Raw genomic sequence first — 20,234 nt, 5'->3', positions numbered from 1 at the left:
AGAACCTTGGGCATCGTGCTACCTCTCTCGCGGCTGCGGGCTCCCCGGCTCGCCGAAAGGACCCGGTCATGGTGCAGTCCTCCGACTATCCGGTGCTAGACACCAGCTCACTGCCTCTGCCCGGAATGCTCTTGCCATGCCTCGTTATTGACGGGCGCAGGTTCCTCATCAGGCCGACGCTGGAGGAGATGGAGTCCTTCGTGATCAACCCGAGCCTCACGGAGGACCCGAGGCGGCGGGAGGAGGACTACCGAGTGCGGCAGGCGTACGAGATGCGCACAAGAGCCCAACGGATGATCGCTGACAACAAGGCCAAACGTGAGAACGTCCCGGCCTACGCTGCCTACCTGGAGCGAGGCATGATCAAGGGCGATGACTACGTCACGCCGCCGATGAGTCTGGTGTTCCTCGACAAGATCGGCGTCTACCGGATGTCGGAAGCACCGAACGCGGTGACGGTTGCTCACATCCCCCCTGGTGCCAAGGCGTTTCATGACGATGGTGAGACTCAGTACTTGGCTCGGCTCAGCCTGCGGAATCGTCACCCGGAGACCGGCAGCGAGCCGCTTGCGGTCGTCGTCGATCACGACCGCTCGCTCGGATGGAGCAGCCAGGCCTTCCACGATCTCAACATCCTCGGTGTGGCTGTCACCCCTGCGGTTGCCATTGCTGCGGACGGCCGGGACTCTGCCACGGCCCTGGCAAAGGCGCTCGCCGAGACCGTTCCCGCCCTTGTTGGCAAGGTGTCCTTCAACGCCCGCCAGGTCAGTGCCGGCGGCGACGCGATCATGACGCTCACCACCTTGCGTCGTGCTGTCGCGGCAAGCTTGATCGGCCGGAAGATCTTCGCCTTGGGTAACAGGCCGCTCGCGCAGGAGATGACAGATGGCGATCGCCATGCAGTCACCGCGCTTTGGTCCGAGGTGTTCGAGCACCTTCAGCGGCACCTGCGGCACGACACTGTCGTCGGCTTGCCAGTAGTCCTTACTGCGATCGGTATCGCAGCACATGAGGCACGGGGCAGGGAGAACGGTGTGCGGGAATTGTTGCAAGACCTGGCAAACGTGAATTGGGACAAAGCAACTCCTGACGGAGCCCGGAGGTGGGCGGGTGTCGCCGGCAAGCTGACCGACCGCGGCAGGTTCTCGGCCGCCGGCGGTGTCAAGGAACTGGGCCACCGCACCCTTGAAGCGTTGACCGACCCTGCCTCCGAGCTCTATGCCAAGATTCGTGCCATTCAGCCAAAGAGGTGAGCCTGGCGGCAGGAGGGGCAGCCCGGCTGGTGCCCACCCTTCCGGGCGCTTCCGGCAGGGCCTCATGCACTGGTAATGCGTCTTGCTGTGCACCAGTTCATCCCCCGCGGCCTCGGTGTTCAGGTCAGCGTCTTGAGCCGGGCCACCGCTTCCTGGAGCACCTCGTCCTTCTTGCAGAAGGTGAAGCGGACGAGGCTGCGGCCGGCGTCGGTGTTGTCGTAGAAGACGGCGTTGGGGATGGCGACCACGCCGCAGCGTTCGGGCAGGGAGCGGCAGAAGTCGATGCCGTCCTTCTCGCCGAGCGGGGTGATGTCGGTGGTGACGAAGTAGGTGCCCTCGGGGGTGAAGGCGCGGAAGCCGGCCGCGGTGAGGCCGTCGAGCAGCAGGTCGCGCTTGCGGAGCAGGTCGGTGCGCAGGGTGCGGAAGTAGTCGTCGGGCAGCCGGAGGGCTTCGGCGACGGCGTACTGGAAGGGGCCGGCGCTGACGTAGGTGAGGTACTGCTTGGCGGCGCGGACGGCGGAGACCAGCGCGGGGCTCGCGGTGACCCAGCCGACCTTCCAGCCGGTGAAGGAGAAGGTCTTCCCGGCGGAGGAGATGGTGACGGTGCGCTCGCGCATGCCGGGGAGGGCGGCGAGCGGGTGGTGGGTGGCGCCGAAGACCAGGTGTTCGTAGACCTCGTCGGTGATCACCAGCAGGTCGTGCTCGACGGCGAGGGCGGCGATGGCGGCCAGTTCCCCGGCGGTGAGGACGGTGCCGGTGGGGTTGTGCGGGGTGTTGATCAGCAGCAGCCGGGTGTGCGGGGTGATCAGGGCGCGCAGCTCGTCGAGGTCGGGGCGGAAGTGCGGGGCCCGGAGGGTGAGCGGGCGGCGGGTGGCGCCGGCCATGGCGATGCAGGCGGCGTAGGAGTCGTAGAAGGGTTCGAGGGCGATCACCTCGTCGCCGGGCTCCAGCAGGGCGAGCAGGGCGGCGGCGATGGCCTCGGTGGCTCCGGCGGTGACCAGCACCTCGGTGTCCGGGTCGTAGCTCAGGCCGTGGAAGCGCTGCTGGTGCTCGGCGATGGCGGTGCGCAGTTCGGGGATGCCGGGGCCGGGCGGGTACTGGTTGCCGTGGCCCTCGCGCAGGGCGCGTACGGCGGCCTCGCGGACCTCCCCGGGCCCGTCGGTGTCCGGGAAGCCCTGGCCGAGGTTGATCGAGCCGGTGGCCGTGGCCAGGGCGGACATCTCGGCGAAGATCGTCGTGCCCATCCCGGCCAGTCGGCGGTTCAGCAGCGGCCTGGTACCCATCGGTGGCTCCTCACGGCTCGTCGTCAGGGGCCATCCTGGGGCAGCCGGGGGCCGGGGACAAGGACGGCCCGGCCGCCCGGACCTGCCGGGGGCCGGGCCGCGGAGTGCTGCCGGGGGTGCTGGCGGGGGCCGGGATCAGGCCTCCTCGCCGTCCTCGCCCGCGCCTTCCTCGCCCTCGATCTCGTTCTGCAGGCCCAGGCGCTCGACGATCCACTGCTCGAAGCCGACCGCGGCCTGGGTCCAGTTCGCCGTGGTGGTGACGAAGTAGTCCAGGTTGACGCCGGTGCCGACGATCATCTGGGCCTCGCCGATCAGGCGGACCACGCCGTCCTCGTGGGTGTGGGTGTAGACCTTGGGCCAGAGGGTCTCGCGGTTCCACTCGTCGATCAGGTCGAGGATCTCGCCCTTCTTCTCCAGCGGGTACGCGCGGTCGTAGAAGGCGCGCACCGCGAAGAGCTCCTTCTGCTCGCCGCGGAACATGTAGTAGACGCGGAAGCCCTCCCAGGGGGCGGTGAGGTCGCCCTCCTCGTCCACGACGTGCTTGAGCTGCATCTGGTCGAGCAGCTGGGTGACCAGGGCCTGGTCCGGGACGATGATCGGCGGAGGGCCGGCCGGCCGACCGCCCTGGCCGCCGGGCTGGCCGCCCTGGGGTGCGCCGAACGACGGGATGGACGACGGGTCGATGCTCATGGGGGGTCCTCTTCCTCAGTGCACGTGGTGGCCGGCAATGAGAGGCCGCCCTTTCCACCTCCCATCCTGCCTCATTCGGGGCTCTGCTCACAGGGGCACCGAGGGGCGCGTCGATCTTCGTTCCGGGGTCCGCGGAGGCCGTCGTCGGACACGGGTGCCCGGGGTGCCGTCGTCGTGCCGTCGGGTTGTCGTCGGGGTGGCGTCGGGTTGTCGTCACCCCTTCGGCGCTCGGCCGGCCGCGGCCGTGCGCTCGGTGCGCGCGTGAGCCAAGTCACGCTCCCGGCGGGCGGGTTCGCCTGCCGTGCGGGCCGGATGCGGTTAGCGTGCGACGGAACTCACCTGCGGCAAAGACCTTCCGCCCCGGGAGAGTTGAGTTGGTCTGAGCTGAATGGGGGAGCGGTGATGGAGCGTACGGTGACCAGGGAGGGTGCCTCGCTCGGGACGCTGCTGCGGAACATCCGACTGGCCCGGGGGATGACGCAGGAGCAGTTGGGCGAGGCGTCGGGGCTGAGCGTGCGGTCGATCCGCGACCTGGAGCGGGGGGTTTCCTGCCCGCGGGTGTCCACGCTGCGGCTGCTCACCCAGACCTGGAACCTGCCGGAGTCCCAGGGGGCCGAGCTGCACCGGCTGGCGCGCGCGTGGCGGGACCGCTCGCGACAGCAGCAGCGGGCAGCGGCGCCCTAGGAGACGGTCTCGGGGAGGGGCTGCGGAGGCGGCCTGTCCCACCGAAAGCGGTACCGGCCGCGGGAGCGGCACGGCTCGCCGAAGCGGTACGGTCCGCACTCCTCGCCCGGGCGAGGACTGCGGACCGTACCCGGCGTGGCCGCTACTTCTCCAGCGGGCTCCGACCGCGGATGGCGAGGTGGTCGCCCTCGTCGTCCCGGTCGACCAGGACGGTGTCCCCGTCGTGCACCTGGCCGGACAGGATCGCCCGGGCCAGCTGGTCGCCGATCGCGGACTGCACCAGTCGGCGCAGCGGGCGGGCGCCGTACGCCGGGTCGTACCCGGCGAGCGCCAGCCAGTCGCGGGCGGCCGCGGAGACGTCCAGGGTGAGCCGTCGCTCGCGCAGCCGTTCGCCGAGGCGGGCCACCTGCAGGTCCACGATGCGGCTGAGTTCGTCGGTGCCCAGCGGGTCGAAGACCACGATGTCGTCCAGCCGGTTGAGGAACTCCGGCTTGAACGCGGCCCGGACTGAGTCCAGCACCAGGGCCTTCTTCCGGTCCTCCGGGATGGCCGGGTCCACCAGGTACTGGCTGCCCAGGTTGGAGGTGAGGATCAGGATCGCGTTGCGGAAGTCCACCGTACGGCCCTGGCCGTCGGTGAGCCGGCCGTCGTCGAGCACCTGGAGCAGCACGTCGAAGACCTCGGGGTGGGCCTTCTCGACCTCGTCCAGCAGCACGACGCTGTACGGGCGGCGGCGGACCGCCTCGGTGAGCTGGCCGCCCTCCTCGTAGCCGACGTACCCGGGCGGGGCGCCGACCAGGCGGGAGACCGAGTGCTTCTCGCCGTACTCGCTCATGTCGATCCGGACCATCGCCCGCTCGTCGTCGAACAGGAAGTCGGCCAGGGCCTTGGCGAGTTCGGTCTTGCCGACGCCCGTGGGGCCGAGGAAGAGGAAGGAGCCGGTCGGGCGGTCCGGGTCGGCGATGCCCGAGCGGGTGCGGCGCACCGCGTCCGAGACCGCCTGCACGGCCTCCGCCTGGCCGATCAGGCGCTTGCCCAACTCCTCCTCCATGCGCAGGAGCTTGGCGCTCTCACCCTCCAGCAGGCGACCGGCCGGAATGCCCGTCCAGGAGGCGACCACATCGGCCACGTCGTCCGGGCCGACCTCCTCCTTGACCATGGAGGCGGAGGCGTCCTGGTCCGCGGCGCGGTCCTGGGCTTCGCTGAGCTCCTTCTCGGCGGCCGGGATCTCGGCGTACATCAGCTTGGAGGCCCGCTCGAAGTCCCCGTCGCGCTGGGCCCGTTCGAGCGCGCCGTGCAGGTCGTCGAGCCGCTCCTTGAGCTCGCCGACCCGGTTGAGGCTCTTCTTCTCCTGCTCCCAGCGCGCCGTCAGCACGCTCAGCTGCTCGTTCTTGTCGGCGAGATCGCGCCGCAGCCGGGCCAGCCGGTCGACCGAGGCCGGGTCCGACTCCTTCTCCAGGGCCAGCTCCTCCATCCGCAACCGGTCGACGGCGCGCTGGAGTTCGTCGATCTCGACCGGAGAGGAGTCGATCTCCATCCGCAGCCGGGAGGCCGCCTCGTCGACCAGGTCGATCGCCTTGTCGGGCAGGAAGCGGGAGGTGATGTAGCGGTTGGACAGGGTGGCGGCGGCGACCAGGGCGGCGTCCGAGATCTGCACCTTGTGGTGCGCCTCGTACCGGCCCTTGAGGCCGCGCAGGATGGCGATCGAGTCCTCCACGCTGGGCTCGCCGACCAGCACCTGCTGGAAGCGGCGCTCCAGGGCCGGGTCCTTCTCGATCCGCTCGCGGTACTCGTCCAGCGTGGTGGCGCCGACCATCCGCAGCTCGCCGCGGGCCAGCATCGGCTTGAGCATGTTGCCCGCGTCCATCGCGGAGTCGCCGCCGGCGCCCGCGCCGACCATGGTGTGCAACTCGTCGATGAAGGTGACCACCTGGCCGTCCGAGGCCTTGATGTCGTTCAGGACGGCCTTCAGCCGCTCCTCGAACTCGCCGCGGAACTTGGCGCCCGCGACCATCGCGCTGAGGTCCAGCGCGACCAGCCGCTTGCCGCGCAGCGACTCCGGCACGTCACCGGCCACGATGCGCTGGGCGAGGCCCTCGACCACGGCCGTCTTGCCGACGCCGGGCTCGCCGATCAGCACCGGGTTGTTCTTCGTCCGGCGGGAGAGCACCTGGACCACCCGGCGGATCTCGTGGTCGCGGCCGATCACCGGGTCGAGCTTGCCGTCCCGGGCGGCCTGGGTGAGGTCGGTGCCGTACTTCTCCAGGGCCTTGTAGGTGCCCTCCGGATCCGGCGAGGTGACCCGGCCGCTGCCCCGGACGTCCTTGAACGCGGCCAGCAGCGCCTTGGGCGCCGCGCCCTGCTGCACCAGCAGCTCGGCGACCGCCCCGCCCTCGGCGGCCAGGCCGACCATCAGGTGCTCGGTGGAGACGTACTGGTCGTCCAGGTCGTCCGCGCGCTTGCCCGCCTCGGTGAGCACCGCGAGGGTGTCCCGGGCCAGCTGCGGGGCGGCGACCGTCGAGCCCATCGCGCTGGGCAGCGCCGTCAGCAGACGCCGCGCCTCGGCGTCGATCCGGGGCACGTTCGCCCCGACCGCCTCCAGCAGGGGCCGGGCGATGCCCTCGGGCTGCTCCAGCAGGGCGATCAGGATGTGCACCGGCTTGACGTCCGGGTTGCCGGCCGCGCCCGCCTGCCGGATCGCGGCGGACAGGGCGTCCTGCGTCTTGGTGGTGAACTTGCTCGCGTCCACTGCTGGGGAATCCTCCCTCGTCGTCCTTCACTGCTGCCACGTACAGCATGCACTAAGTTGAGTGTACTCCGCTCAATTTTTCCCCGGCCCGCTTCCGGGCCCGGCGGGCCTCAGCCCTTCCGCTTCGGTGCGGGCTTGCCGGAGCTCCTGCGGGTCAGCCCCAGCAACTCCCGGGCCGGTCCGCCCGGCCGCTGTCCGGCCGGCCACACCGCGCGCAGCGGCCGCCGCAGGTCCAGCTCCTCCGCCAGCGGCACCTCGACCAGCCGCCGGGTGGCCAGTTCCTCCACCACCGCCAGCTCGCTCAGGCAGACCGGCCCCGCCCCGGTCATCGCCGCCGCCTTCAGCGCGGTGGACGAGGCCAGCTCCAGCCGGGGCGGCACCGCGCCCCCGTACGGCGTCAGCGCCATCTCCAGCACCTCCCGGGTACCGGAACCGGGCTCGCGCAGCACCAGCGGCGTGGCCGCCAGCTCCGTCCCGGTCAGCGGGGTGCGGCGGCGCGCCCACCGGTGGCCGGGCGCCACCACGACCACCAGCCGGTCCGCCGCCACCACGGCGCCGGCCAGGCCGGGCGGGGCGGACGGGCCCTCGACGAAGCCGAGGTCGGCGTCCCCGGCCAGCACGTGCCCGGCGACCTCCGCCGAGTTCGCCGTCCGCAGCGTCACCGCCGTACCCGGGCTGGCCTCGGCCAGCGCCAGCAGCCAGCCCGGCATCAGGTACTCGGCGACCGTCAGGCTGGCCACCACCCGCAGCTTGGCGTCCCGCCGCTCGCGCAGCGCGTCGATCCCGGCGTCCAGCGCCTGAGCCGCCTCCACCACCTGCCGGGCCCACTCGACCACCAGCCGGCCCGCTTCGGTCGGCCGGCTGCCCCGGGGCGAGCGCTCCAGCAGCGGGGCGCCGATCTGCCGCTCCATGCCCTTGATCCGGGCGCTCGCGGTCGGCTGGCTCACACCCAGCTCGGCCGCCGCCCGGCCGACGCTGCCCAGCCGGGCCACCGCGAGCAGCAGTTCCAGGGCGCCCAGTTCGGGGACGTGCGGGGAGAGGGCCATAGGTTCAGGCTATGCCCTCATAGAACCCGTGGCGCTACCGGCCACCGGCCCGCTCGGCGACGGTGGAACCATGTCCATCTCGGCCGACGTCCGCCCGCTCACCCGCCCCGCCGACCGGTCCCGGTTCTCCCGCCCCTCCCGGGGCACCGGACTCTCGCCGCTCTCCCGCCTCGACCTCGCCCAGCTCGGCCCCAACTGGTACGCCGCCGTGATGGGCACCGCGATCGTGGCCAACGGCGCCGCCGCCCTGCCGGTCCGGTTGCCCGGGCTGATCGGATTCGGCGAGGTGATGTGGGCGCTCGGCGCGGCCGCCCTGCTGGTGCTGGCCGCGGCCCGGCTGGTGCACCTCACCCGGCACCGCGAGGCGGCCCGCGCCCAGTTGCTGGACACCCCGGCCACCGCCGTCTTCTACGGCTGCCCGCCGATGGCGCTGCTGGCGGTCGGGCTCGGCACCCTGCTGCTCGGCTCGCGGGTCATCGGCACCGGCCCGGCCGTCGTCCTGGACGCCGTGCTGTGGGGTGTCGGCACCCTGTACGCGCTGGCCGTCGCGGGCGGCATCCCGTTCCTGATGATCACCCGGCACCCGGTCTCCGCACTGGAGGGCAACCCGACCTGGCTGCTGCCCGTGGTCGCCCCGCTGGTCGCCTCCGCGTGCGGCCCGGCGCTCGTCCCGCACCTGCCCGCCGGCCTGCCGCGGCAGACCCTGCTGTACGGCTGCTGGGCGCTGTTCGGGGTCGGCCTGCTGGCCACCCTGGTGCTGCTGCCGGTGGTGTTCACCGGGCTGTTCCACAGCAAGGTGCCCGCCCTGGCGCTCACGCCCGCGCTGTTCCTGGTGCTCGGCCCGCTCGGACAGTCCGTCACCGCGATCCACCAGCTCGCCGACGCGGCCGGCCCGGTGCTGCCCGCGCTGGCGCCCGTCATGCTGCCGCTGGCCGAGCTGTACGGCGTCGCGGTGATCGGCGTCGCGATGCTCTGGCTGGCCGTCGCGCTCACCGCCAACCTGCGCGCCCGGCGGGCCGGGATGCCGTTCGCGATGACCTGGTGGGCGTTCACCTTCCCGGTCGGCACCTGCGTCACCGGCGCCTCGGCGCTCGCCCGGCACACCGGCTTCGGGGGCTTCACCGGGCTGGCCGTCGGCCTCTACCTGCTGCTGGGCACCGCCTGGCTGCTGGCGGCGGGCGGAACGGCCGCCGGGCTGCTGCGCGGCCGGCTGCTGGCACGCTGAGCCGCGGGGGCCCGGGACCGTCCGGCGGGCACCGGCCGCCCGACGGCGAGCGGACACCCGCCGTCAGGGGCGCGTCACCGTTGCAGGAACGCGCAGCTGCAGGACGACGGTGCACAGCCGGCCGTGGGCCGCCGTTCCCGTCCCCCGCTGGCCTCGGTCTTCACCGGAATCCGACCTGCCGGCCGTGGCCCCGCGCCCCCGCCGGGATGCAGATAGCTGCAATTGCGCGAACCTGCACTCGGGCGGCACTTGTCCACCGGCCGTCACGCTGTGAGGGTGGAGGCACGCCAGGCCGTCCGGGCACCGCAGCCCGATGGTGGCGACTTGCTCTTCAGAACTGACCACGGGTGCAACGTTCCGCAGCCGTGGAACGGGGGGGAAGAGCCCCGGCCGGGGTCCATGTGTGGTGATGGCCCCCCGGAGCCGGAGCCGGCGAGGCGTTGCTGCTCCGCCTCGACGGAAGCGCCCAGGCACTGGCGTACTGATGGGGACCCCCGGGATCCCGGTGTGCGACGGCACCCGGCCCCGGGGGTCCACCGTCCGGCCGGTACCGTGAGACGCCCCCCGGCCGCCGGTACCCGCGGGCCGTGCGTGCGGGTGAGGGATCAGGGGAGAGGCGTCCGGCAGGGAGAGTGCGACGTGGCGGCGGAACCGGCGGTCACGCCGCACCAGGTGCCCGAGGGCGGCGAACCCGGCGAGGCGGCCCGGCAGTTGTACCTGGCGGTCATCGCCCGAGGCGGCCGCATCCCGTTCGCCGACATCACCGACGGGGAACGCACCGCGCTCCGGCAGCTCCTCGACATCGGCCTGGTCATGGTCAACCGGATGGACCGCTGCTACACCGCCGTCAGCCCGCGCTCCGTCAGCGACCGCCTCGGCGCGGAACTGCGCAGCGAGGCCACCCGGCTGCTGGTCCGCGCCGAGAACCTCCCCGGCGCCCTGGACGGGCTCACCCGCGCGTACGACGCGATGCCCCGCCCGTCCGGCGGTTCCGGCGGCGCCGTCCACGTCGAGGGCCACGTCCACATCCGCCAGCGGATCTCCCAGCTGGTCTCCGACTGCCGCTCCGAGGTCCTCACCGCCCAGCCCGGCCAGCGCCCCGCCGACGCCCTGCAGATCGCCCTCGCCCAGGACGTCCAACTCCTCCAGCGCGGCTGCTCGCTGCGCACCATCTACCAGCCCGTCGCCCTCGCCGAACCGCCCGCGATCGCCTACGCCGAGGAGGTCACCCGGTACGGCTCGCAGATCCGGATCCTCGACGAGCCCTTCCAGCGGCTGATCGTCTTCGACCGCAGCGTCGCCGTGATCTCCGCCAACGACGACAACAGCGCCGCCGCCTTCATCAGCGACCCGGCCGCCCTCACCTACCTGATCAGCGGCTTCGAACGCGACTGGTTCCGCGCCGACACCACCGAAGCCGCCGCCGCCCTCGGCCGGGGCCCCGCCCGTACCATCCCCGACCGGGTCGGCCGCCTGCTCGCCCGCGGCCTCACCCAGCGTGCCGTCGCCACCCGCCTCGGCCTGAGCGAGCGCACCGTCGCCGGCCACATCTCCCGCCTCCGCGACCGCTACGGAGCCCAGACCCTCTTCCAGCTCGGCTGGCTGATGAGAGGCGCCCGAGATGACGGATGAGCCCGGCCCCGCCGAACGCGCCCGCTACCTCGCCGCCGTCCGCGGCGGCCGCCTGCTCGCCCGCGGCCTGACCCATTGGCAGATGCGGGGAGCCCGGGCGGGTGAGCCCGGTGGGTGAGCTCCGCTCAGCCGGTGGCGGCGCCGGTCGGCCAGTAGCCGGGGACGGCGGTCTGCTGCCGGGGGACGTTGAAGCGGTCGCCGGGGGCGGTCCAGAAGCCCTCGCGGAGGGAGAGCGCCATGCCGGCCCAGTCCAGGGCGGTCTCGACGGTGTGGTGGAGGGCCTCCTGCGACCAGGTGTCGTCGAAGACCAGCGGCAGGACGGGGGCGACCTGCTCGATGGTGGCGATCAGCGGGTTGTGGGTGATGGCCTCGTCGACGAGCAGGACGATCGGCTTGCGCAGCGCCGACGCCCAGCCGAGTTCGAGGCTCACCCCGGCCGAGAGCGGGGCTCCGACGTAGGCGAACACCAGGTCCGCGGACTGCAGCGCACGGAAGTCGGACGGCACCCTGGGCTCGGGGGCCCGGCCGGCGACGGTCCAGGCGTCGCTGTGGTGCGCGCTGTACACGGCGGCACCGCTGCGGAGGAGGGTGGTGCGGAGCGTCGTCAGCCGCGTCCGGCTGGCGAGCGTCACCACACTGTCTGCGGGGCCGGTCAGCCGCATCAGCGGCGCGGCCAGGAACACACGTGCACGCCGACCCTCAGGGGCCTGGCTGTCGTGCTGACGCAGGTAGGGCTCGGTCATGTCGACTCCGGGGAAATGGTCTTCCGGTCTGATCTGAGCATCGGTCGAATGCAGACTGATCAAGCTGGAGGGCCTACGGGGGAACGGGGGTGATGGCGCATTTGACTGAACATTGCCAGGATTGGGAACTCTGTCGGACCATCGAGAGCGAACTGATCGTCCATCGCTGAGGGCCTGCGCGTCCAGGGTTCACTGGTGTCATGTGGATGCCTGGCAGGGAGATGACGCGTAGGCGAGCTTGGCACGCCTGTACGACCTGAGGCAGCATATGGACGATGGTGCTTGTCTTGTTGGTTGATGCAGTGCGCGCGAGGAAGGGGTAGGCGCATGTCTCGTTTGCGCCGATTTGTCTACAAGGCCGTATTGATGTCGGTCGTTGGCATGACCGCCCTGGCTGGTTATTGCGCAGCTGCTGGTGCGACGGCCGGTTCGAATGACGTCGTCACCGCCAAAGCGGTGGGGGTGAGTCAGGATCTGGACATCGGCTGGGCGTGATCCGGCTTGTCGCAGGTGCACCGGCCTCACCGGAACACGCCTGTCCGCCCGTCAGCTCGGAGCGTGCTCGGCGGCGCGAGCCAGCGCGTAGCCGAGTTGGAACAGTGACTCGACGTTGTAGTCCTCCCGCATCTCGGCGATGTGCCGGGCGAGGGTTCGCTCACTGATTCCCAGGCGGCGCGCGATGACTCGGTGGTTGATCCCGGCGAGCATCAGGTCAATGATCGTTTGGCGGAGTCGTGATACGACCTGCTGCGGCACGGCGCGGTTGCCGTCGAACTCCAGGGCTCTGTTCCAGCTGGGCTCGAAGACTTCTTCCGCCAGGTAATTGGCGATGACGGGCTCGAATATGAACGCTGCCAGCGTCATGTCGTCGGCTACCGGTATGACCGCCACTCGCCGGTCTATGACGATGAGTCGGGTGTACGGCTCGTCCAGGGTGCGGAACTGCCCGCCGGCTTTCGCGAGCTTGGCAACATAATCTCTGGTCGGCTGGTGATAGCGCGTGCTGGCGTGGTAGATGGTCCGCATCGATGTGCTGCGGTTCAGCGCCTCCAGATCGCGTTCGACCATGGCGGCCAGCAGTTCCGGCGGACGCGGCCCGCCAGGCTGGAGAGCCAGCGTTTCCTCGGTGCCGGTCGTGAAGAGCTGATCGAGTCGCTGATTTATCAGGACCTTTCCCTGAACGTATTCGATTGCGCCGCCGCTCTTCTCCGGCGCGTGGAATTCCTGGGAGAGTTCGTGGAGTTCGGCGGGGAGGGACACCGCCCGCGACAGGAGGTCGAGAGCCTGACGCTGCCAGGTGCCGCTCAGCCGTGCGGAGAGCTGGGCAGGATCGACGGCAACCAGCTCGTTGCGGTCGTCGGCATCGGGCATCAGAAGCCCGATCTCCAGCAACTCGCTCAGGCCGTTCAGCTGGTGGTAGGGGGATTCTGCTGAAACGCGCCCGTCAGCCTTGACGATCTCAAGGTAGAGCGCCCGAGCCTCCGGTGACAGAACGGGAATCCCACCCGCAGTCGGACCGAGTTGAGCCCGTCCACTCATCTTCGGCTCCTTGCCGTATATCCGAGGCTTTCCAGGATCTGCCAGCACTGGAGTTTAGGCTGCGAGTCCAGTGACCTGTGACCGTGTGGTGTGCCGGCCAGCTTGTCAGAATGTCACTCTCTCACCAACACCCAGCCGCCGGCACCCCCCGAACAGGAGGGAGCCGGCGGCTGGGGTGAGCAGGGTGCCCGGGTCAGCGCTTGGGTCGCCAGACGACGAGGGCGCTGGACTGCGGGGTGGGGGGCTGGTACGGGACCAGGTCGCGGCGGTAGGAGGCGTGGACGGCGGCCTCGCGCTGCTGGAGGGCGGTGGCGGCGCCTTCGAGGGAGTCGACCAGTTCGGTGATGCGGGCCTGGAGGGCGGTGACCTGGTTCTCCAGCTCGATGATCCGCTTGATCCCGGCCAGGTTGATGCCCTCGTCCTGGGAGAGCCGCTGGACCTCGCGCAGCTGCTGGATGTCGCGCGCGGAGTAGCGGCGGCCGCGGCCGGCGGTGCGGTCGGGGCTGACCAGGCCGAGGCGGTCGTACTGGCGCAGGGTCTGGGGGTGGAGGCCGGAGAGTTCGGCGGCGACCGAGATGACGTACACCGGGGTTTCCTCGGTGAGTACGTACTGCGGCGGGGCGGCCGCGCGCCGGGTGCGGCGGGGGCCGCTGCCGGGCAGGCCCTCGCCGATCCCGGGGCCGATCGGGCCGCCGGCGTCCATCGGGTTCGTCGGGTTCATCGGATTCGGGGACATCTGGTCGTCACGCTCCCTTCGCCGCCCGGAAGAGGGCGGCTCGTGGGTCGTCGGAGGCGGTGGCCTCTCGGTACTGCTCCAGGGCGTTCAGCGCGTCGCCGGTGACGTGCTGGGGCACCACGACCTCCACGGTGACGAGGAGATCGCCGCGGGTGCCGTCCTTGCGGGTGGCGCCCTTGCCGCGGGCGCGCATGGTGAGGCCGTTGGCGCTGCCCGGGGGCAGCTTGAGCTTGACGGCGGGGCCGTTGAGCGTGGGCACCTCGATGGTGGCGCCGAGGGTCGCCTCGGGGAAGGTGACCGGGACGGTGACGGTCAGGTTGTCGCCCTTGCGCCCGAAGACCGGGTGCGGGTCGACGTGCACGGTGACGTAGAGGTCGCCGGGCTGGCCGCCGCGTTCGCCCTGGGCGCCCTTGCCCTTGAGCCGGATCCGCTGGTCGGCCTGGACGCCGGCCGGGATGCGGACCTGCATGGTGCGGGCCGAGCTGGCCCGGCCGCTGCCGTGGCAGTCGGCGCAGGGGTCGTCGACGATCATGCCCCGGCCGCGGCAGTCCTTGCAGGGCTCGGAGAGCGCGAAGGCGCCCTGGCCGCGGCTGACGGTGCCGGCGCCGACGCAGGTGGGGCAGACCCGCGGGGTGGTGCCGGACTTGGCGCCGGTCCCGTTGCAGGTGCGGCAGGGGGCCTGGCTGGTCATCCGCAGGGGGACGGTGGCGCCGTCCACCGCCTCCTCGAAGGAGAGCGTCACCTCGGTCTCGACGTCGGCCCCGCGCCGGGGCTGGGCCTGCCGGGCGCCGCCGCGGTTGAAGAGGCCGCCGAAGACGTCGCCGAGCCCGCCGCCGCCGGTGCCGCCCTGGCTGCCGCTGAAGAGGTCGCCGAAGTCGAAGCTGTAGCTGCCGGTGCCGGGCCCGCCGGTGCGGAAGCCGCCGTTGGCGAAGAGGCTGCGGGCCTCGTCGTATTCCTTGCGGCGCTTGTCGTCGGAGAGGACGTCGTACGCCTCGGAGATGTCCTTGAAGCGCTCCTCGGCCCTGGCGTCGCCCTTGTTCGCGTCGGGGTGGAACTCGCGCGCCAGCTTCCGGTAGGTCTTCTTGATCTCGGTGGCGGTGGCGTCCTTGGGCACGCCGAGGACCTTGTAGTAGTCCTTCTCCACGTAGTCCTTGCCACTCATGCGCCCACCTCGCTGCGCTCGGCAGCCGCTGAGCGGGACACGCACCTCTTCATGGTTCGCTCGCTGCGCTCGCTCACGGCTTCCGCCACCTCCCGATGTCCATCGTCACTGCGCTGTCAACAGCCGCCGAAGGAGGAGCCGTTGACAGCGCGCTGCGGAGCCGGCCGCCGTACTGGCTGGCACGCGACTCCGCAGCGCACTGGTTGTCAGCTGTCACAGGTTGTCAGCTGTCCGAGCCACCGTCGGACTTGTCCTCGCCGGACTCGGCCTCGGCGTCCGGCCCGGGCGTCGTCTGGGTGCCCGGCTGGGGCTCGGCCACGGCGACCATCGCCGGGCGGATGATCCGCTCGCCGATGCGGTAGCCGGGCTGGAGGATCTGCACGCAGGTGTCCTCGGTGACGTCCGAGGAGTAGCTGTGCATCAGCGCCTCGTGCTGCGTCGGGTCGAAGGGCTCGCCCTCCTTGCCGAACTGCTGCAGGCCCAGCTTGGCTACGACCGTCTCCAGGGACTCGGCGACGGACTTGAAGCCGCCCGTCACCTCGCCGTGCTCGCGGGCGCGGCCGATGTCGTCCAGGACGGGGATCAGGGACTCCAGGATGTTGGAGACCGCGATCTCGCGGACGGTCAGCCGGTCGCGCTCGACCCGCTTGCGGTAGTTCTGGTACTCGGCCTGCAGGCGCTGCAGGTCCGCGGTGCGCTCGGCCAGCTCGCGCTTGGCCGTGGCGAGCTCCTCGGAGCCCTCGCCCGCACCGGCGGCGGCGGCCTCCTCGGCAGCCTTGATCACGGCCTCCTCGGCGGCGGAGTCGTCGCCGGGCTTGCCGCCCTGCGGCTTGTCCGTCATGCCGACGCACCGCCCTTGGGCTTCTCGTCGTCCACGATCTCGGCGTCGACGACGTCGTCTTCCTTGGCCTGGGTGGACTCGCCGGCCGCGGCGGCACCGGCACCGGCGGCGTCGGCGTTGGCGTAGAGCGCCTGGCCGAGCTTCTGGGCGGTGGTGGAGACCTTCTCCGAGGCCTCGCGGATCTTCGCGATGTCCTCGCCCTTCAGGGCTTCCTTGAGCTCGCCGATGGCGGACTCGACCTCGGTCTTGACGTCGGCCGGGAGCTTGTCGGCGTTGTCGGCGATGAACTTCTCGGTCGAGTAGACGAGCTGCTCGGCGGAGTTGCGGGTCTCCACGGCCTCGCGGCGCTTGTGGTCGTCCTCGGCGTACTGCTCGGCCTCGCGGCGCATGCGGTCGACCTCGTCCTTCGGCAGCGAGGAGCCGCCGGTGACGGTCATCTTCTGCTCCTTGCCGGTGCCGAGGTCCTTGGCGGCGACGTGCATGATGCCGTTGGCGTCGATGTCGAAGGTGACCTCGATCTGCGGCAGGCCGCGCGGCGCCGGCGGGAGACCGGTCAGCTCGAACATCCCGAGCTTCTTGTTGTAGGCGGCGATCTCGCGCTCGCCCTGGTAGACCTGGATCTGTACGGACGGCTGGTTGTCCTCGGCCGTCGTGAAGATCTCGGAGCGCTTGGTCGGGATCGTGGTGTTGCGCTCGATGAGCTTGGTCATGATGCCGCCCTTGGTCTCGATGCCGAGGGACAGCGGGGTGACGTCGAGCAGCAGGACGTCCTTGACCTCGCCCTTGAGGACACCGGCCTGGAGCGAGGCGCCGATGGCGACGACCTCGTCCGGGTTGACGCCCTTGTTGGCGTCCTTGCCGCCGGTGAGCTCACGGACCAGCTCGGCGACGGCGGGCATGCGGGTCGAGCCGCCGACCAGGACGACGTGGTCGATCTCGGCGAGCGAGATGCCGGCGTCCTTGATCACGTTGTTGAACGGGACCTTGCAGCGCTCCAGCAGGTCCGCGGTCAGCTGCTGGAACTGCGCGCGGGTGAGCTTCTCGTCCAGGTGCAGCGGGCCCTCGGCGGAGGCCGTGATGTACGGCAGGTTGATCGAGGTCTCGGAGGACGAGGACAGCTCGATCTTGGCCTTCTCGGCGGCCTCGCGCAGACGCTGCAGGGCCATCTTGTCCTTGGACAGGTCGACGCCGTGGCCGGCCTGGAAGACCTTGACCAGGTGGTCGACGACGCGCTGGTCCCAGTCGTCACCACCGAGGTGGTTGTCACCGTTGGTGGCCTTCACCTCGACGACCCCGTCGCCGATCTCCAGCAGGGAGACGTCGAAGGTGCCGCCGCCGAGGTCGAAGACCAGGATGGTCTGGTCGTCCTTGTCCAGGCCGTACGCGAGGGCGGCCGCGGTCGGCTCGTTGACGATGCGCAGGACGTTCAGGCCCGCGATCTCGCCGGCCTCCTTGGTGGCCTGGCGCTCCGAGTCGTTGAAGTACGCCGGGACGGTGATGACGGCGTCGGTGACGGTCTCGCCCAGGTACGCCTCGGCGTCGCGCTTCAGCTTCTGCAGCACGAAGGCCGAGATCTGCTGCGGCGTGAAGTCCTTGCCGTCGATGTTGATCTTCCACCCGGTGCCCATGTGGCGCTTGACCGAGCGGATGGTGCGGTCGACGTTGGTGACCGCCTGGCGCTTGGCCACCTCGCCGACGAGGACCTCGCCGTTCTTGGCGAAGGCGACGACGGACGGCGTGGTCCGCGCGCCCTCGGCGTTCGTGATGACGGTGGGCTCGCCACCCTCCAGAACGCTGACGACCGAGTTCGTCGTACCGAGGTCGATGCCGACCGCGCGTGCCATCGTAGATACCTCCACGGAAGAGTTGAGCTTTACGGGCTCAAGGATGCACGACCCAACCGGGGGCGTCAACAGGTGTGAGTGCGAGCCGCTCAACTTTGCTGAGGCCGGTCCTGGTGCCGATCACCGCGCCGGCCCCCGCCCGGACCGGGGCGGCCGGGCCCTGCGGTCCGCGGTCGCGGACCGGGGCGGCGCGCGTGCGGTCACGTGACTGCCGCCATAGCTTGGGAGCCTTCTGGACAACTGTTGCTCACCGGTAATGTCCGGGCCGTCGGCCCGGCAAGTTACCGACCAGTACAATCTCTTCGGAAAACCGCAGAGACTGCTCAACCGCAAGCCGCAGGAGACGGAGAGCGATGCAACTAGCAGCGATCGTCATCTCGCTGGTCACCTTCGTGATCGGCACCGCGCTCGCCCTCCGTGCGGCGTGGCACATCTTCAGGGTGGTGCTGACCGGCGCGCCGGACTCCACCCGCTTCGGGAAGCCCGCCCAGCGCGTGAAGACCCTCGCGACCGAGTTCTTCGGGCACACCCGGATGAACCGCTGGGGGATCGTGGGCATCGCCCACTGGTTCGTCGCGGTGGGCTTCTTCAGCCTGGTGCTGACCATCGTCAACGCGATGGGCCAGCTCTTCGACGCCGAGTGGGAACTGCCGATCATCGGCAACTGGATGATCTGGCAGCTCTTCGTCGAGCTGGTCGGCACCCTGACCACCCTGGGCATCGCCACCCTGATGGTGATCCGCCTGATGAGCCTGCCGTCCCGGTCGGGCCGCAAGTCCCGGTTCGCCGGTTCCATCGCCTGGCAGGCCTTCTACGTCGAGTACACGATCCTCGGCATCGGCATCTGCATCCTGATGCTGCGCGCCCTGGAGGGCGCCCTGGCCGGCGTCGACTCGTACGGGCCGGAGCACCTGGTCTCGTACCCGATCACCTCCGCGCTGAGCGGCCTGTCGCACGGCACGCTGGAGAACCTGGTCTACCTGTTCGCGATGCTGAAGATCTGCATCTCGTTCGCGTGGGCGATCACCATCGGCCTCAACCCCTCGATGGGCGTGGCCTGGCACCGCTTCCTCGGCTTCTTCAACATCTACTTCAAGCGCGAGGAGGACGGCGGCACCGCCCTCGGCGGCCTCCGTCCGATGACCAGCAACGGCCAGCCGATCGACTTCGAGGACCCGGCCGACGACGCCGTCTTCGGCGTCTCCCAGGTCGAGCACTTCTCCTGGAAGGGCATCCTCGACTTCTCTACCTGCACCGAGTGCGGCCGCTGCCAGTCGCAGTGCCCGGCCTGGAACACCGGCAAGCCGCTCTCGCCCAAGCTGCTGATCATGAGCCTGCGCGAGCACGCCTACGGCAAGGCGCCGTACCTGCTGGCCGGCGGCGGCAAGGACATGGAGGGCACCGAGAAGGCCACCGCCGAGCAGCTCAAGGACGTCCCGGCGGCCGCGCTGGCCGAGGCCGAGCGTCCGCTGATCGGCACCGCCGAGGAGAACGGCGTCATCGACCCGGACGTGCTGTGGTCCTGCACCACCTGCGGCGCCTGCGTCGAGCAGTGCCCGGTGGACATCGAGCACGTCGACCACATCGTCGACATGCGCCGCTACCAGGTGATGATCGAGAGCAACTTCCCGACCGAGGCCGGGACGATGCTCAAGAACCTGGAGAACAAGGGCAACCCGTGGGGCATGGCCACCAAGGCCCGCCTGGACTGGGTCAAGGAGCTCAAGAAGGAGACCGGCATCGAGGTGCCGGTGATCGGCGAGGACATCGACCCCGCCGAGGTCGAGTACCTCTACTGGGTCGGCTGCGCCGGCGCCCTGGAGGACCGCGCCAAGAAGACCACCAAGGCCTTCGCCGAGCTGCTGCACACCGCGGGCGTCAAGTTCGCGATCCTCGGCAAGGAGGAGACCTGCACCGGTGACTCCCCGCGCCGCCTGGGCAACGAGTTCCTCTTCCAGATGCTCGGCGCGCAGAACGTCGAGACCCTGAACGCCGCGCTGGAGGACGCCCCCACCAAGCGGATCGTGGCCACCTGCCCGCACTGCTTCAACACCATCGCCAACGAGTACCCGCAGCTCGGCGGGCACTTCGAGGTGATCCACCACACCCAGCTGCTGCAGCACCTGATCGACGAGGGCAAGCTCGTCCCGGTCAACCCGGTCGAGGGCCTGATCACCTACCACGACCCCTGCTACCTGGGCCGCCACAACAAGGTCTACAGCCCGCCGCGCGAGATCATGGACAAGGTCCCCGGTCTGCGCCAGCAGGAGATGCACCGCCACAAGGAGCGCGGCTTCTGCTGCGGCGCCGGCGGTGCCCGGATGTGGATGGAGGAGCGCATCGGCAAGCGGATCAACACCGAGCGCGTGGACGAGGCGCTGTCGCTCAACCCGGACATCGTCTCCACGGCCTGCCCGTTCTGCCTGGTGATGCTCTCCGACTCGGTCAACGGCAAGAAGAACGAGGGCGCGGCCAAGGAGCACCTCAAGGTGGTCGACGTGGCCCAGCTGCTGCTCGACTCGGTGAAGGCGACCCCGCCGACCGAGGCCGAGGCGCCGGCCACGGTGGACGCGTAGCGGCGGACCGCTGTTCGACAGTTCTGCTACAACTGCCCGGCCCGGTGGACGCCGCCAAGGCGCCCGCCGGGCCGGGCCTTTCGGTGCCCCGGGCGACCACCGGCGGTACGGCGGACGGACGGCGAGTGACGTCAATCGCACGGCCGCCGGACGGGCATTCGGTCGGAAGGAAATACAGTAGGCGCCGGACCGGCGACGAGCCGGTCGACCCGTTCCGGACGGGAACGGACC

The 20,234-nt window shown here is 70.7% G+C and carries 17 protein-coding genes; 7 read left to right on the top strand and 10 right to left on the bottom strand.

Annotated features, from left to right (window positions below; translation table 11 throughout):
- The first annotated feature begins 68 nt into the window (after positions 1 to 68).
- Positions 69 to 1,253, top strand: a complete 1,185-nt coding sequence (locus ACFV1W_RS18035; RefSeq protein ID WP_380417626.1) for a DNA sulfur modification protein DndB — start codon at positions 69 to 71, stop codon at positions 1,251 to 1,253.
- A gap of 119 nt (positions 1,254 to 1,372) precedes the next feature.
- Here ACFV1W_RS18035 and ACFV1W_RS18030 read toward each other — a convergent pair whose 3' ends face one another.
- Together ACFV1W_RS18030 and ACFV1W_RS18025 are read right to left on the bottom strand one after the other, a co-directional pair.
- On the bottom strand, positions 1,373 to 2,536 hold the full coding sequence (locus ACFV1W_RS18030; protein ID WP_380417624.1) for a pyridoxal phosphate-dependent aminotransferase: 1,164 nt from the start codon (positions 2,534 to 2,536) through the stop codon (positions 1,373 to 1,375).
- Between the two features lie 135 nt (positions 2,537 to 2,671).
- Positions 2,672 to 3,226, bottom strand: coding sequence for a YbjN domain-containing protein (locus tag ACFV1W_RS18025; RefSeq protein WP_380417622.1), 555 nt, complete (start codon positions 3,224 to 3,226; stop codon positions 2,672 to 2,674).
- Between the two features lie 414 nt (positions 3,227 to 3,640).
- On the opposite strand from ACFV1W_RS18025, the gene ACFV1W_RS18020 reads away from it, so the two are divergent.
- Entirely contained in the window at positions 3,641 to 3,910 is a 270-nt protein-coding gene (locus ACFV1W_RS18020) for a helix-turn-helix domain-containing protein (protein WP_380417620.1), read from the top strand.
- Between the two features lie 142 nt (positions 3,911 to 4,052).
- Here the strand turns inward: ACFV1W_RS18020 and clpB are convergent, their stop codons facing one another.
- A complete protein-coding gene (gene clpB, locus ACFV1W_RS18015; protein ID WP_380417618.1) occupies positions 4,053 to 6,659 on the bottom strand; it encodes an ATP-dependent chaperone ClpB in 2,607 nt (868 codons plus the stop codon).
- A 110-nt stretch (positions 6,660 to 6,769) separates the two neighbouring features.
- Positions 6,770 to 7,705 (bottom strand): LysR family transcriptional regulator, encoded by a 936-nt coding sequence (locus ACFV1W_RS18010; protein ID WP_380417616.1) that lies wholly within the window; start codon positions 7,703 to 7,705, stop codon positions 6,770 to 6,772.
- Positions 7,706 to 7,775: 70 nt separating this feature from the next.
- On the opposite strand from ACFV1W_RS18010, the gene ACFV1W_RS18005 reads away from it, so the two are divergent.
- The 3 genes from ACFV1W_RS18005 to ACFV1W_RS17995 all read left to right on the top strand — a co-directional run bounded on the left by ACFV1W_RS18005 (position 7,776) and on the right by ACFV1W_RS17995 (position 10,680).
- Positions 7,776 to 8,930, top strand: a complete 1,155-nt coding sequence (locus tag ACFV1W_RS18005) for a TDT family transporter (RefSeq protein ID WP_380417614.1) — start codon at positions 7,776 to 7,778, stop codon at positions 8,928 to 8,930.
- A gap of 639 nt (positions 8,931 to 9,569) precedes the next feature.
- A complete protein-coding gene (locus tag ACFV1W_RS18000) occupies positions 9,570 to 10,562 on the top strand; it encodes a LuxR family transcriptional regulator (protein ID WP_380417612.1) in 993 nt (330 codons plus the stop codon).
- Entirely contained in the window at positions 10,552 to 10,680 is a 129-nt protein-coding gene (locus ACFV1W_RS17995; protein WP_380417610.1) for a hypothetical protein, read from the top strand. Before ACFV1W_RS18000 ends, ACFV1W_RS17995 begins: the two co-directional genes overlap by 11 nt.
- Positions 10,681 to 10,687: 7 nt before the next feature.
- On the opposite strand, the gene ACFV1W_RS17990 is transcribed toward ACFV1W_RS17995, so the two are convergent.
- Positions 10,688 to 11,305 (bottom strand): hypothetical protein, encoded by a 618-nt coding sequence (locus ACFV1W_RS17990; protein WP_051824111.1) that lies wholly within the window; start codon positions 11,303 to 11,305, stop codon positions 10,688 to 10,690.
- Between the two features lie 327 nt (positions 11,306 to 11,632).
- On the opposite strand from ACFV1W_RS17990, the gene ACFV1W_RS17985 reads away from it, so the two are divergent.
- Positions 11,633 to 11,800, top strand: coding sequence for a hypothetical protein (locus tag ACFV1W_RS17985; RefSeq protein ID WP_380417608.1), 168 nt, complete (start codon positions 11,633 to 11,635; stop codon positions 11,798 to 11,800).
- Between the two features lie 51 nt (positions 11,801 to 11,851).
- Here the strand turns inward: ACFV1W_RS17985 and ACFV1W_RS17980 are convergent, their stop codons facing one another.
- The 5 genes from ACFV1W_RS17980 to dnaK all read right to left on the bottom strand — a co-directional run bounded on the left by ACFV1W_RS17980 (position 11,852) and on the right by dnaK (position 17,427).
- On the bottom strand, positions 11,852 to 12,844 hold the full coding sequence (locus tag ACFV1W_RS17980) for a helix-turn-helix domain-containing protein (RefSeq protein WP_380417606.1): 993 nt from the start codon (positions 12,842 to 12,844) through the stop codon (positions 11,852 to 11,854).
- Between the two features lie 193 nt (positions 12,845 to 13,037).
- Positions 13,038 to 13,547, bottom strand: coding sequence for a heat shock protein transcriptional repressor HspR (locus ACFV1W_RS17975; protein WP_380417662.1), 510 nt, complete (start codon positions 13,545 to 13,547; stop codon positions 13,038 to 13,040).
- Positions 13,548 to 13,587: 40 nt separating this feature from the next.
- The gene (gene dnaJ / locus ACFV1W_RS17970; RefSeq protein ID WP_380417604.1) at positions 13,588 to 14,742 is read right to left on the bottom strand and encodes a molecular chaperone DnaJ; all 1,155 of its coding nucleotides are present in this window, start codon (positions 14,740 to 14,742) and stop codon (positions 13,588 to 13,590) included.
- 223 nt (positions 14,743 to 14,965) lie between these two features.
- The gene (gene grpE / locus ACFV1W_RS17965) at positions 14,966 to 15,583 is read right to left on the bottom strand and encodes a nucleotide exchange factor GrpE (protein ID WP_380417602.1); all 618 of its coding nucleotides are present in this window, start codon (positions 15,581 to 15,583) and stop codon (positions 14,966 to 14,968) included.
- Positions 15,580 to 17,427 carry a molecular chaperone DnaK gene (dnaK, locus tag ACFV1W_RS17960; protein WP_380417600.1) on the bottom strand — a complete coding sequence of 616 codons (1,848 nt, stop codon included), beginning with the start codon at positions 17,425 to 17,427 and terminating at the stop codon, positions 15,580 to 15,582. The genes grpE and dnaK overlap by 4 nt, the downstream gene beginning before the upstream one ends.
- Before the next feature lie 353 nt (positions 17,428 to 17,780).
- Between dnaK and ACFV1W_RS17955 the strand changes: the two genes are divergently transcribed.
- Entirely contained in the window at positions 17,781 to 20,003 is a 2,223-nt protein-coding gene (locus ACFV1W_RS17955) for a (Fe-S)-binding protein (RefSeq protein ID WP_380417598.1), read from the top strand.
- Positions 20,004 to 20,234: the final 231 nt, after the last annotated feature.

The organism is Kitasatospora sp. NPDC059648, assembly GCF_042734825.1.
In the GTDB taxonomy this organism is placed as follows: Bacteria; Actinomycetota; Actinomycetes; order Streptomycetales; family Streptomycetaceae; genus Kitasatospora.
The sequence above is the reverse complement of the archived record's forward strand: the minus strand, read 5'-3'. Positions and strand labels throughout refer to the sequence as shown.

Excerpts from the sequence above, each read along its gene's own strand:
- ACFV1W_RS17990 (WP_051824111.1), bottom strand. The coding sequence starts at position 11,305 with ATGACCGAGCCCTACCTGCGTCAGCACGACAGCCAGGCCCCTGAGGGT.
- dnaK (WP_380417600.1), bottom strand. The coding sequence starts at position 17,427 with ATGGCACGCGCGGTCGGCATCGACCTCGGTACGACGAACTCGGTCGTC.
- ACFV1W_RS18005 (WP_380417614.1), top strand. The coding sequence starts at position 7,776 with ATGTCCATCTCGGCCGACGTCCGCCCGCTCACCCGCCCCGCCGACCGG.
- ACFV1W_RS18010 (WP_380417616.1), bottom strand. The coding sequence starts at position 7,705 with ATGGCCCTCTCCCCGCACGTCCCCGAACTGGGCGCCCTGGAACTGCTG.
- ACFV1W_RS18030 (WP_380417624.1), bottom strand. The coding sequence starts at position 2,536 with ATGGGTACCAGGCCGCTGCTGAACCGCCGACTGGCCGGGATGGGCACG.
- ACFV1W_RS17995 (WP_380417610.1), top strand. The coding sequence starts at position 10,552 with ATGACGGATGAGCCCGGCCCCGCCGAACGCGCCCGCTACCTCGCCGCC.
- ACFV1W_RS17975 (WP_380417662.1), bottom strand. The coding sequence starts at position 13,547 with ATGGACGCCGGCGGCCCGATCGGCCCCGGGATCGGCGAGGGCCTGCCC.
- ACFV1W_RS18025 (WP_380417622.1), bottom strand. The coding sequence starts at position 3,226 with ATGAGCATCGACCCGTCGTCCATCCCGTCGTTCGGCGCACCCCAGGGC.
- ACFV1W_RS18035 (WP_380417626.1), top strand. The coding sequence starts at position 69 with ATGGTGCAGTCCTCCGACTATCCGGTGCTAGACACCAGCTCACTGCCT.
- grpE (WP_380417602.1), bottom strand. The coding sequence starts at position 15,583 with ATGACGGACAAGCCGCAGGGCGGCAAGCCCGGCGACGACTCCGCCGCC.
- dnaJ (WP_380417604.1), bottom strand. The coding sequence starts at position 14,742 with ATGAGTGGCAAGGACTACGTGGAGAAGGACTACTACAAGGTCCTCGGC.
- ACFV1W_RS17985 (WP_380417608.1), top strand. The coding sequence starts at position 11,633 with ATGTCTCGTTTGCGCCGATTTGTCTACAAGGCCGTATTGATGTCGGTC.
- ACFV1W_RS17980 (WP_380417606.1), bottom strand. The coding sequence starts at position 12,844 with ATGAGTGGACGGGCTCAACTCGGTCCGACTGCGGGTGGGATTCCCGTT.
- ACFV1W_RS17955 (WP_380417598.1), top strand. The coding sequence starts at position 17,781 with ATGCAACTAGCAGCGATCGTCATCTCGCTGGTCACCTTCGTGATCGGC.